Below are 13,159 nucleotides of genomic sequence, written 5' to 3'. Positions count from 1 at the left end.
AGTGTTTGCTCTTGTTCCCTTTGAACCAAAATTTACAGAAGGAGACGGAGAATCAGATGTTGAACCGTCACCAAATACCCATTGAATTTTAGGATTACCTGTAACTGTAATAATTGGTGAAAATGATGAACCAGTAGTAACAAACGTAATATTTGCTTCAGGTGTTGGAGGTATCACCTTTGCATTTGGACTGGAGCTTGAATTGTTCTTATCAGAGTCTGAACTCGTACATCCCAGAGTAGAAACAACTAAAATAATAATGGCTAACAATCCTACAAATTTAATCTCAGAAATTCTATTGGGAAATCGCATAACAGATCTCCTGATATTATTTACTTTGAGATTGTTTTTCTGAAAATTTACATTATTTTTTAATAGAGTAAGCTTATGAAATACTTAACTTCTACTAAATATTTATATCTTCTGCCCTAAAAAAGTTTTCTTTTTAACCTGGTTTTTGAACGCTCCCGTATAGCGAATAAGGTTGTAAAGGTCAGAGAATTCGTAATAATTCGGGCGATCATTTAAATATCGAGGGTGATATGTATAACAGGATAGGATGATCGACGAAGTGCTAAAGGTTTTCAAAAAGATCGATGCAAAGGATTTCAGGATACTTACAGGCATCGAGACAGGGATGAAACATTTTGAGTGGGTGCCGATAGAAGAATTGAATAAGTACACTAAAATGCCTCTCGATAAGCTGGAATACAGGTTAAGAAAACTTGTCCGGGATAAGCTTGTTGTCAGAACCACCCAGCCTTATGAAGGTTACCAGATTTATTTTGAGGGCTATGATGCCCTTGCTCTCAATTCCTTTGTGAAAAGGAGAAGTATCAGCGCCATAGGGGACGAAGTAGGGGTAGGCAAGGAGTCTGTCATTTTGGAAGCGATCCGGCAGCCTGAGCTTGCAATAGGGAAGCCTTCTCCGGTCATAATCAAATTCCACAGGGAAGGCAGGACCAGCTTCAAGCAAATAAAAAGAGTACGTGACCACATTGGGGAAAGAGAGCACTTTTCATGGATTTATGCTGCTCGTCTTGCTGCCCAGAGGGAGTATGAGATCATGACAAAGGTATACCCTCAGGTGTCTATCCCAAAACCCCTGGATCAGAACAGGCATGCAATTGTTATGGAGATTGCAAAAGGCAGCCTGCTCTCAAAAACAAAGCTTCTTAACGCTGAGTGGTATCTCGATGAGATTCTCAGGCAGGTAAAGATAACCTACTCGCTTGGAATCATCCACGCCGATTTAAGTGAATATAACATCTTTGTATCCGAAGACGGCGTCCAGCTCATCGACTGGCCTCAGTATATCACTCCTGCCCATCCCCATGCTGACGAAATTCTCGAAAGGGATGTTTCAAATGTACTGGTTCATTTTAATCGGAAGTATGGGATTAAAAGGGAGCTTGAAGAAGTAATTCGTGAAATTAAAAGTGGAGCAAGCTTAATCGAAGCAAGCAGAGACGAAGCAAGCAGAGACGAAGCCAGCAGAGACGAAGCCAGCAGAGACGAAGCCAGCAGAGACGAAGCAAGCAGAGACGAAGCAAGCAGAGACGAAGCAATTATAGAAGGAACAGGTAAAAGGGGTGAAGGTCTAAATGAGAGGATCAGCGAAGAAAATAAAGATAAAGAAAATGACAATAAAGAAGAAGCGTTCGGAGAAGAGAGGAATTAAAAGAAACAGATGAAAGATAAGTAAAAGATGAAAGATAAGTAAACTCAGATCGGATAAAGAAAATAAAAGTTCTTTATCGTAAAAATTTTTTATTGCGATAAATATTAGTATTTTATAACTTGACTTCCCCCTCTGAGCGAGCTAAAACAATGTCACATGTACCCAGGTCGCCCGAAGACCGTCTTCATCCTCTTTTTTTCACGGCATATCCCAATCTACCAGTCCCTAAATGATAAAGATGTCTGCCTACCTCCCCGGGTGAAATGATTTCTTCCATAACGGCGGTAAAAAGTAGGTGGGGGATGAGGCTAACACAGATACAGAGAGATTCGGGCCTTAATACAAAAACATGTGCCAGAGAGAGAATTTTATGCTTAACCGATGACGCATGTTCACTTATATTGATTTCACTTATTATCTGAAGGAAATGGAGCGATTATCCTTTTTTCAGTAAATCACATTATTTTTCATTTACAGGTAATATAATTGTGAAAGTGCTCCCTTTTGTTACCTCACTTTTAACTTTTATTTCTCCACTATGCATCTCAACTAAATTCTTGACTATTGTCAGACCTAATCCTGACCCGCCGTACATTCTGGAAAGTGAAGAATCAACCTGTTTGAAGGGCTCAAAAATTATTTGTTGTCTATCTTCCGGAATTCCAATACCATCATCTCCAACGGAAATTCTGATTGTGTTTCCTGATTTGTTTGCCACAACCTCTATGTGTCCATTCTCGGGAGTAAATTTCAGGGCATTGTTTACAAGATTATAGAGAATTTGCTTGAACTTTATTTTATCTGCATATATATTCAGGTCCGCAGGTTCGGCTGAGAATTCCACGGATATGTTTTTGGAAGTCGCGAATGGAGTTGCGATATTTTTTACATCTTCAAAAATGTCTGCAACATGTACAATTTCAAATGATAATGAAATGTCTCGGGATTCGATTCTGGAAATATCGAGAATATCATTGATCAAATTAAGAAGGTGGTTTCCACTTCTAGAAATATTTTTCAGGTACCTCAATTGCCTTTCATTAAGGGGACCAAAGATCTGGGCAAGCAACATATCAGAATAGCCTATTACTGAATTGAGAGGCGTTCTCAACTCATGGCTCACTGTTGCGAGGAACTCATTTTTGGTCCGGTTAGCCTCTTCCGCATGGATTTTCGCATCAATAAGGGCTTTTTCTGCCTCTGCCTTTTCAGTAACGTCTCTGAAACTCCATACGCGCCCTTTAATAATTCCATTGTTCATGAGTGGAGTCGATAAGCTTTCAAATACCCTCCCATCTTTAAAATAAATATAATACGTATTTGTTTCTTTTGAGTGGTAAAGGGCCTGGATCTTTGATAAATATTCTTTAGAACATTTTACCTGGTCTGAATAGAAAGAAAGTAATTCGTCGTAATTTTTCATGTTAGCCAGGGCTTCGGGTATTCTCCACATTTTAACAAACTTTGAATTTGAAAAAAGAATTTTGTGGTTATTGTCGACAACAAAAATACCATCAACAGTTGATTCAAAAGTTGATTTTAAAATAGTGTCTATATGTTGAATCTCTATTGAAGCTCGCTTTTGCTGAATTGCCAGTGCATAAATTGCAGCAACCTTTCTGATAGCTTCAAATTCGGAATCGGAATACCTCTGGTTTGAATTTGCAAGGGATATCTGTCCCATGAGTTCATTTCCGACAACAGCAGGAAAACTTAAGAAATTGTTCAGTTTTATGTGCCCTTCAGGGGCTCCTCCTGAACCCGGGTGCATCTCCGGAGAATTTGTTATAAAAGCCTTTTTTTGTGTTTAAAGCGTGGCCGAATAATTTGGTATAAAGGCCATCCAGCCCTCTTGGAAAAGAGATTTTTTTATCGTTTTCATTAATGCTGCAACTTTCCATCATCCTGGTCAGAGTATGACATACGTTGTCGCCGGTTTCGGGGTCAATGGAAGAAACATATCCGTGGTCACTTCCGGTCAGCTCCTGAGAGGCTGAAAGGACTATGTTTGCAATTGTTTCAATGGAATTATTCGGGTCTATAAGGGCGTCTGCCAGTTCTGCAAGTGACCTGTTGACATCAAGCTCCCATTTCAGTTTTTTCACATTAGTTTTGTATTCCGTAATGTCCATGGAAAAAACAGCAATGTGAGATATCTGATTAGAATAATCATAAACAGGGTAAAAGTTGTGCTGAAAATAGTTTCCTTCATTCATGTCTTCAAACTTCAACGCTTTTCCTTCAGCTAAAACAGTATCAAACTTTTGTTTTCTGCTGCTCCTAATTTTTTCCGGAAGAAGGTCATATATGTTACACCCCATACATTCTTGTGATGTGGTGTTTAGCCTCTCAGCAGTGGATTCATTTATCTGAACAATTGTGCCGTCCGGTTCCATGAGAAACGCATATTCTGTAATAGCATCTATCATTGAGCGCAAAAGCTTTTCATTTTCGAGAGCTTTTCTTTCGGCTTTCTTCTGTGCTGTGATATCCTTGAAAGCACAATGTGTCTGCTTGAAACTGCCATCCTCGTTATATGCTATTTTTCCGTCAATAACGATATTTATTCTTTTGCCGTCTTTCCTTACAGCTTCATATTCAACCCCATGTATCTCTCCATGGGAATTGAATTTGTCCAAATTATTTTTGAATTTTTCAGAATCCTCAGGTGTAAGGAAGTCTTTGAAACATTTTCCAATTACTTCTTCGTAGGAATAACCGAGGGTTTCAAGCCAGGTATTATTAACATCAATGAAATATCCATTTTCGTCCAGGGAGTGATAGCTCAGTGGAGCTTGCTGGAAAAGGACCTCAAATCTGTTTTCAGCTTCATGAAGTGCTCTTTCTGTCCAGATAGCCTGGATTTTTTTGGAAACATGGGCAGTAATCGTTTCTATGGCAGACACATAATGAACTTTTTGTCCTTCTGGCACCAGAATGGAAATTCCACCAAAAATATTCTTTTCGTTAGAAAAGCCAATAACCTGAATGGAGCCGATGTTGAGATTCTTTTCAATTTGTTTACAGGAATAGTATGGCACTTTTTTTGCCAGCAAAGCATAAAGGCCATATTTGAAATGTTCAAGTTTGCCGCTTTTAAAGAGCTGGGGGTTTAATTCCATATCTTTCGGCCTGAAAGATACGTCCTCAAGGCCCCTGTCAGGAATACCGGCAACCTTTTCTGTTATGCACTCAAGCCCTGGCGCTGCTCTTATCCTTACAGCGTTTATGCTACTATCATAGAGTGATACAATAACATAGCAGTCCTTATTCAATTTGTGAACGGCTTCCCCAACTAACTTACATATCCTGTCGGTGTCTTCGACTTGATAGGTTTCGATTAAAATATCGTTAATGAGCTGAAGTTCATGTAAACGTTCATTATAATCAAATGTATTTGAACCCCTTTCAGGTGATTCGTTATTAAAGGTTTCATCGTGGCCGTTCATCCTATATTTATCTCTTCAGTTTTTATATATAAATATTCTTATTCAGTTGAAGAGCGCTTTAAAATACTTTTTATCAAGATATGGCCATTTTTTTAGCTTAATTTCATAAATATGTCAACTATTTTGTTTTTATTCAAAATATATCCTCAATTAAAAGGTTAATTATCACAAAAATCTAATTAAAGATATATTTTATACCTGAATAAATCAAATGTTGATTAAAATTTTAAGAATTAAAGTTAGCTGAGGCTAGAGAGCGGGACCTTATAGACTATGTCAATTTTATAAAATAAAGGTAGAAATCAGTTAAATATATATTCATCCAGAGATAAAATATAGGTGTTCATGCAAAACAGGATCATCTATGGAATTGATATCGCCCGGGGTTCCCCACGGGCAAAGGAACTTCCTCGCTATGCTCTGGCTATCCTGAAGGACGGAGAAGTTTCCCATCAGAGTATGCTCCGCCGCCAGAAAATCTTTAATCTGATCCAGAGGGACAGGCCGGAGATAATAGCCGTTGACAATATTTTCGAGCTTGCAGCTGACAGAAACGAGCTCCTTTCACTTATGGAACGTCTGCCTGATGGGGTAAAACTCGTTCAGGTCACAGGCGGGCTTCACCCGGAACCTCTGGTCAGGATTGCGCGGAAGCAAGGGCTTTTCTTTGACCCCAAAAACCCTAATGACGAAGCTGAAACCTGTGCCCGGCTTGCAGACCTGGGGGTTGGGCATGAGGTTTCTCTTTTTGAAGATATTACGAGAATTAAGGTCAGCAGAGCCCGTTCCCTCGGACGGGGAGGCTGGAGCCAGAACCGGTACGCAAGAAAAGTGCACGGAGCCGTGCTTCAGAGGAGTCGGGAGATTGAAAATACCCTCAAGGACCTTTCACGGGAAAAAGGTATCAGGTTCGATGCCGTAAATATAAAGGGGTTCGGAGGCTATGTGAGGTCCGAATTTACAGTCTATGCAAAGCGTGGAGAGATTCCAATACATCCTATGGCAAGCGGCGATGCGCAGGTAAGTGTGAGAAGTGTAGAACGCGATAAAATCCGGTATGTTCCCCTGAAGCCGAAGAACCCCGGGCGTAAATTCACAATCGTGGGGCTCGATCCCGGTACAACCGTGGGCATAGCTATTCTTTCTCTCGATGGAGACCTCCTCTATTTGAAAAGCTTCCGGGGAATAGCTCCTGATGAAGTTGTCAAGCTTATTGCCGAATACGGAAAACCTGCAGTGATTGCAAGCGATGTTACTCCAATGCCGGGCTCGGTTGAAAAAATCAGGAGGAGCTTTAACGCAGTCCCTGCAAGCCCTGGAATTGAGGTCTCTGCCGAAGAAAAAATTGCGCTTGGAAAAACCTTCGGCTACTCCAATGACCACGAAAGGGATGCATTAACTGCAGCTCTTCTCACCCACAGGAGCTACAAGAACGTCTTTACGCGGATTGAAAAGAAAGCTCCGGAAAATGCGGACCTTGAGCTGATAAAACTTCATGTAATCCGCGGAGACTCAATAGAAGCTGCGATCGAAAAAGTCCGGGCTGCATCGATTGCTCCTGAAAAACCAGGGGCAAGGGCTGCTCCTGAAAAACCCGAGGAAAGGGTAGTTGACGAATCTCTCCTGAAAGTGAGAGAGACTGTCCAGAGGCAGGGAGAACAGATTCAGAACCTGCAGGATTATGTAGAAGAATTAAAACAGTCACTTATTGCAAAAGACAGGAAAATCTCAAAGCTTGAGTCCAGGTTGAAAGGCTTCAAAAAGGAAGCTTACGGCGAAGTCCGGAAATCAAAAGAGATCCAGATCCGGGACAGCACCATAGAGAACCTGAAAAAAGAGCTCAGCAATAAAAACAAAACCGTAAAAGAACTCAGGCGCAGGAGCAACAAACTGCGTAAAATCCGGAAAATGGAAATCCGCGGCGAAGGTACCCCTGTAAAGGTTATTGAAGCTTTTACGAAGGAGTCCATTGCCGAAACACAGGAAAAGTACGGGCTCAAGCCAGGAGATGTGGTTTTCCTGGAAAATCCAAGCGGAGGCGGTGCTGCAACAGCCCAGATCCTTGTAGAAGCCAGAGTTCGGGCAGTACTTATCCCGGAAGATATTTCGCATGCAGCAGAAGAGACTTTTTTCAAGGGGGACGTGCCGGTTTTAAGGGGCATCCCGCTTGAAAGGGCTGAAGACTTTGCAATGGCTGAGCCAGAAGGCCTTAAAGCTGCAATTGATGCCTGGGAAAAAGAAGCCGAGGCTAAGCGCCACAAAGCCAAGGAAGACGAATTGCAGAGCCTCTTTGAAGAGTACAGAAGTGAGAGGCGGAGGGGCCTTGTTTAAGGCTCTTCTGATCTTAGTTCCAATTTTTCAGTAAACAGCACCACGATTTATTTTCTGTCAAAGAAGACATTTTTCCCGGTCACACTCAGCGGAATTCCAAAAACAACATCTGCATCCAGCAAGCCTGAGACCCTTGCTGCTGCGCCAACTGAGTACATGACCCTGTTGTCAATGCAGAAGTCTTTGGCTTTTGCAGCAGCTGCGCCTACAGCAATCCCGAGGTCTGCATACTTGAGCATACAGTTTGGGCCTTTGAACTCGGTTTCCACCTTCTTTGCGTTGAGCATCTCTTTGCAGGTAGCAAAACCACAGGCTCCGCAGTTCAGACCTGCCACCCCACTGGCTTTGATTCCTATGAGGACAGTAACCCCTGCGTTTCTGAGGTTTCCGGCATCTCTTTTGAGGAATGCAAAGCCTTCGCCTTTTTCTTCCGCCAGCTTTTCCATTGTCGAGGCAAGGATTTCAATATCCTCTTTTTCAACAAGGGCAGTTATTATGTCGTCCACTCCTTTGGCTTTCGGGGCAGTCCGTGCAGCCAGGAGGATGCTCTTTGCAAGTGTCTCAAGGACTTCGGATTCAGGATTGAGGATCATATTCAGGTAATTGGAACTCGCGAGGCTTAAGCATTTCGTGTTCTGTCTACCCTTCTTTTTTAGGTTGTGGATATTATCCAGAGGTGGAAAAATTTGGTCATCCACCTTTACATGGTTGATATTTTTGAAAAAAACAACGCCTGACTCAAACTCCTTAATCCTTAATTCTGACCCGTACAACCCTATTCATCATACCGTGTTGTTCCTGTCACGCCCGAGTTTCGCTTCGGGATCACAGGAAATCGGAGATTTTCTGGGAGTTGCACTGCAAGTGCAACAGCACGATGTCCTTTTCGCTTGATTCTCGCTCAAGTGGACTGAATTATAAATTTTTCTGAACCGTGCAACCTTATTCGCTGTATCATGTCGTTTTTATCACGCTCGACGCAGGAGAGCGGTCTTTCCCAAAAAGACAAAAAAGAAGGAAAGAAAAAAGAAGAAAGAAGATAAAAACTAGAAAGTGAAAGCTGCTGGAGACGTTTGTGAGTAAGAACAAGAACCAAGCAGACAAAAGAGGACGAAATTTAGGTCTTTATTTCTCTTTTACTTATTCTGCTTTTTTTGCAGGGCCGCCAGACAAGCTGGCGGAGGCGCTTATATTTATCTGTGAATCTAAATGAGGTTTCCGAGATCAAGGGAAGTATTCTTCGGACAGGGGAGACAGTTCTGAATTCAGTTTCATGTGTCTTCGGTTAAGAGAGGAATCATGATAAATTGCCCTATTTCTACAACATCTCTCAAAAATATATCTTGGTATGAAGCTGGAAAAGGATATCGATTTTAGTTTTGGTGTTTGAAACTTGGGACTAATCTTTGCTCTAAAATCGAGAGCATACAGGCAAGAAAATTCCTTAACCGATGACCAATGAATTCAGTTTCTCTTAGTGACAGTATGAATTCACCTGTTACTTTTTTGCGTTGCAGACGAGACAACTTCAGCCTGCAAGGAGTAGAACAGAAAAACAAAAGATTCCAACTTTGGATATTCTGAATAATATCAACCGATTACTCCGGAACCACCAAAAATTTAAATGTCACATTAAACAATTATTAAATGAGTGGTGTTGAGTTCAGAATGGAAAACTAATTTATTTTAGGGGTTATGACATAATGTTCAGTAAACTAATTAGTATAAAATTTGATAAAAAATACGTAAGTATTGTAATTTTACTTTTTACATTGATCTTTTCGGGTTGTATTGATGATCTTGGGAGTTTAGAAGAGGTATACAATGAAGAGTTAACACCAATAAATTCTGGCATAATTTCAGAATTTAATACAGACAGTCTACATGTTGAACACAAATCCGAAAAAAAGGAAGATTTCATGGGCCAGTATACAGATAGAATACATGTTTTTGGAAAAGTAGAGAATAATGCTAACAACTCTATTTCTCTCCTTAGAGTTGCAGCCAGATTTTATGATAAAAATCAAAACTTAGTATGTACAGTTTATTCAGATCAATATTACAAAGACATGAAACCCGGAGAATCAATGAATTTTGATATCAATTGTACGAAGGAAGATTGTAAAAAGGGTGAATGGGTTAACGAGATTGAACACATTACTCAATATCAAATAGGTCTGTGCTCAAATTTTTAAAAACTACTTATCTGTTCATTTTAACTTATTCTATACGCTAAAGCCCGAGCTATCGCTCGGGACAAAAACGATCAGAGACAACTAATTCTGGTTTCCCGGTTTTAAGCTCTGACTTCCTATCTAGGCTGACATCCCTTTCAACATTTCTTTTTCCTTTTCCTCACTCAAAAACTGAACGATTCCCCGTTTGCAGGTGCATAAGCTTCTACGCCGATTTCCTCTGAAATCCACTGTGCAAAAGCTTCCGTTTTCTCTCCGTGTACAACAAAGACCCTTTCAGTGCCCTTTTTGCAGAAGTTTTTTACGAGCTGTTTAAGTTCCTGATCTCCGCAGTGGGCAGAAAAGTCGTACTGCTCGATTTTGGGCTTGAGGGCAAGGACATCCCCTCCTGTCTCGATGACCCCATGTTTCAGGGCCAACCGACCATTTGTGCCTTCAACCTGGTAGCCTGTGAGCAGGATTTTTGATTTCGGATCTTTGTAAAGCCGGCTTAGATAATACAGTGCAGGCCCCCCGTTCAGCATCCCGGCTGTAGTGACAATGACTGAAGGCTCTTTAAGGACGTACTCCCGATGCCTGTCTTTTACGGAACTCGCACGTCCGAAAGCCCTGTCAAGAAGGTCAGGATTTCTCAGATACTCAGGATATTTTTTGAGGATTTTGTACACCTCTCTGCCCATGCCGTCCACGTAAGCCCTGATTCCGTGGGCGTCAAGCAGCATCAGGATCTCCTGAGTCCTGCCTATTGCAAAGGCAGGGATAAGGGCAGTGCCTCCCCTCTCCAGGGTTTCACGGACCGATTCTATAAACCTTTCTTCGGTCTCTTTTCGCGGGATATGCTCTTCCCCAAAGTACGTACTTTCAAGCACAAGGGTATCAGCCTCAGGAAACTTTTCTGCCCCCGGGACAAGCCTTGTCTCCTGCAGGCTGAAATCTCCTGTATAAAAGAGACTTTCTCCGGATTCGGACTCAAGGTGGATTCCCGCAGCTCCGGGGATATGGCCTGCGTTGTAGAAGCAGGCACTGTACCCGTGAGTTTTGAATGTTTCTCCGTAATCTTTTCGCCAGGTAAGCTGGTTAAGCCTTTGAAGGTCATTTGGGTCAAAAGGAGCTACACCCGAAAGGGTGGTTTCTGCAAGCTTGAGGGTATCTCTCCCGAGAAGGCTGGTAAACTCTGCTGTTGGCGGAGTCATGAAAACTTCAGGGCTCAGGTACATCAGGTTAGGGACAGCTCCGCAGTGGTCCAGATGCCCATGGGATACCAGCACGGCTTTTGGCTCCATACCATTCTGGGGATATTCGGGTATATCTCCAGCCTTTATACCGTAATCAAGCAGAATCTCACCATTAACAAGCAAACCTGAACGTCCTACTTCTCTGCATCCGCCTTTAAAGCTAAGCTCCAGAACAAACACTCCTTGAATATTTAGTATGATTTAATTTTTCGAATAAGCTTTTTCTAAAAGCCTTTTGAAATAACTCTGGTTTTACAGACCTTATAAGTTATGATACGACGACTAAAAGCTTAAAGGTACAGTAACTCAGGGGAAATTGTAAAATATTTACAATCAGTAATGAAACGTGGTGTGGTTCTGATCAATTGATTGATATTGTCCCGCATACCCGAAGATAGTATATTTTGGTTTTCTACATCCGTGCCGCGCAGGGTTTTAGCCGGCCCTCCATTAGCTAAGAAAAAACAATAGCTGAAAATGTAACACAACTAAAAGAAACTGAATACTATGGAGAAACGGCCAGCTGGCATGAGAAATGATTCTTTGACCCCACAGACCGTTTTTCAATTTACAGGTAAATATAAGCGCTCCCGCCAGCTTGTCTGGCAGCTCTTCCCAAAAAGAAGAAAGAATTAAAAGGAAAAAAGAATTAAAAGGAAGAAAGAATTAAAAGGAAGAAAGAATTAAAAGGAAGAAAGAATTAAAAAGAATAAATAAGAAGGAAAATACAGTAAAAAGCAGACTTGAGAAAGAGTATTTTCAGGTCTAACTTAATTCTGTTTTGTTTTCATTTTGCCGATTTTTTCTGCCGCGTCCAATTTTGTCTATTTCCTGTAGTTTTTAGTTGTTGGTCTTTTTACGTCTTTGTTTGCAAGACCGCTCTCCTGCGTAGAGCTTTCTTCAAAATCTTACTTTAAGGCCGTCTAAGTCGCTTTTAAAATCTCTTTTATGGATTAATCTGGCTCTGCTCCGAAAATCAATCCTGAAAGTTGTGAGTAAATCATAAATTCTCAGCAGGAAACCCGTTAAATCTTTAGCTCAGGGGTAGTTGACAGTTACTCACTTTTCTACGGTCTCACACACTTATATTTAAAATGAGGTGAGTATATTATTATAGGGCATTTAGAGCTTACACACTTGAATATATTATTTGTTTAGAAATCAGTGAAAGTTATTAGGCCATTATAGGTGTTTTGAGTTCTTTATGCTTGTATTTTACTGCAATTTTTCATGGAAGTTGAATGCGAGTTGAATGCGAGTTAAAATCTGTAATGGAGAACAATACATGACAAGCGATTTATACCGAAATATAGTGATTGCAACAGACGGGTCCGCGAATACCCGGAGGGCTATTTCTTACGGTATTGAGATTGCAAAACTTAGCGGAGCCACTGTCCATGCCCTTCACGTAGTAAATACATCCTCTACAATTTCTGAAAATTGGACTGCTGGCAAAGAAACAATCTACAAAATAATGAGGTGTGATGGGGAGAAAGTGGTATCTAAAATTAAGCAGATTGGAGAGGACTCAGGGGTGGAGGTAAGAGAGGTCCTTTTAGATGGGTGCCCAAGTGATGAAATTATCAATTTTGCAGAAAATAATAACGTGGACCTGATAGTAATGGGTACACTCGGAAAAACAGGACTCGAAAAATTTCTGATGGGAAGTGTTGCAGAAAAAGTAGTAAGAGGTTCAAAGGTTCCTGTCATGGTCATCCGGACTGGAAAACAAAGCTGAAACTTTCCGTCAATTACAACTGTCAATTACAATATACACTATTTTTTAGTTTTCCAACTACCAACCACTTTAAGAACAGCATTCGATATACCTGCAAAAACAGCAATAACAATTGACACCTTAAACCAAAATGTCGCTCCACCCTTAGACATAATGCAACATATGGATACACAACTATAAAAAATCAGGTATTATATTATTAAATAGATATTATAGAAGCAGGAGAAAAAAGAAAAGAGAACATGGAGGGGATAAATTTTCTCTTTTCTCATCAAAAGAGTATTTTTTCAATCATTTAAAAAACTTTTGGGAGTTTTTGTTACATTGTCCTGATGCTCTGGAAAATCAAAACATAGTTAAAAAACTGGAAAACTCTTTTTTAGTTGGTCAGATACTAGTGTCTAAGCAACTTAATTATAGTGCATAATACTTAGAGGCTGTCTTAAAATTAAATAATACCTGTACCAAGATTGTTCGTCAATGTCAGAACAGACTGAAAGACTTCCTTATCCTAGTGATTTATCTGATAG

The 13,159-nt window shown here is 40.7% G+C and carries 8 protein-coding genes and 1 pseudogene; 4 read left to right on the top strand and 5 right to left on the bottom strand.

Annotated elements, in window-relative coordinates:
- A pseudogene (locus EO92_RS17050) lies at positions 1-312 on the bottom strand (hypothetical protein); the annotation flags it as partial.
- Between the two features lie 247 nt (positions 313-559).
- Between EO92_RS17050 and EO92_RS07010 the strand changes: the two are divergent.
- A complete protein-coding gene (locus tag EO92_RS07010) occupies positions 560-1,681 on the top strand; it encodes a serine/threonine-protein kinase RIO2 (RefSeq protein WP_048170359.1) in 1,122 nt (373 codons plus the stop codon).
- A 460-nt stretch (positions 1,682-2,141) separates the two neighbouring features.
- Here EO92_RS07010 and EO92_RS16680 read toward each other — a convergent pair whose 3' ends face one another.
- Complete coding sequence (locus EO92_RS16680; RefSeq protein ID WP_052734294.1) at positions 2,142-3,452, bottom strand: ATP-binding protein; 1,311 nt, start codon at positions 3,450-3,452, stop codon at positions 2,142-2,144.
- The gene (locus EO92_RS07000; protein ID WP_048170358.1) at positions 3,424-5,130 is read right to left on the bottom strand and encodes a PAS domain-containing protein; all 1,707 of its coding nucleotides are present in this window, start codon (positions 5,128-5,130) and stop codon (positions 3,424-3,426) included. Before EO92_RS07000 ends, EO92_RS16680 begins: the two co-directional genes overlap by 29 nt.
- A 339-nt stretch (positions 5,131-5,469) precedes the next feature.
- Between EO92_RS07000 and EO92_RS06995 the strand changes: the two genes are divergently transcribed.
- Positions 5,470-7,461, top strand: a complete 1,992-nt coding sequence (locus EO92_RS06995) for a DUF460 domain-containing protein (protein ID WP_048170355.1) — start codon at positions 5,470-5,472, stop codon at positions 7,459-7,461.
- A gap of 47 nt (positions 7,462-7,508) precedes the next feature.
- Here the strand turns inward: EO92_RS06995 and EO92_RS06990 are convergent, their stop codons facing one another.
- Positions 7,509-8,054, bottom strand: a complete 546-nt coding sequence (locus tag EO92_RS06990; protein WP_048170361.1) for a ferredoxin domain-containing protein — start codon at positions 8,052-8,054, stop codon at positions 7,509-7,511.
- Positions 8,055-9,164: 1,110 nt separating this feature from the next.
- On the opposite strand from EO92_RS06990, the gene EO92_RS06985 reads away from it, so the two are divergent.
- Positions 9,165-9,656 (top strand): FxLYD domain-containing protein, encoded by a 492-nt coding sequence (locus EO92_RS06985; RefSeq protein WP_048170353.1) that lies wholly within the window; start codon positions 9,165-9,167, stop codon positions 9,654-9,656.
- A 164-nt stretch (positions 9,657-9,820) separates the two neighbouring features.
- Here EO92_RS06985 and EO92_RS06980 read toward each other — a convergent pair whose 3' ends face one another.
- A complete protein-coding gene (locus EO92_RS06980) occupies positions 9,821-11,071 on the bottom strand; it encodes an MBL fold metallo-hydrolase (RefSeq protein WP_048170351.1) in 1,251 nt (416 codons plus the stop codon).
- Between the two features lie 1,105 nt (positions 11,072-12,176).
- On the opposite strand from EO92_RS06980, the gene EO92_RS06975 reads away from it, so the two are divergent.
- Positions 12,177-12,629: a universal stress protein gene (locus EO92_RS06975; protein ID WP_048170349.1), complete on the top strand. Its 453-nt coding sequence runs from the start codon at positions 12,177-12,179 to the stop codon at positions 12,627-12,629.
- Positions 12,630-13,159: the final 530 nt, after the last annotated feature.

The organism is Methanosarcina sp. 2.H.A.1B.4 (genome assembly GCF_000979385.1).
GTDB lineage: Archaea > Halobacteriota > Methanosarcinia > Methanosarcinales > Methanosarcinaceae > Methanosarcina.
Note: the sequence above shows the minus strand (reverse complement) of the source record. Positions and strands in the feature narration are given on the sequence as shown.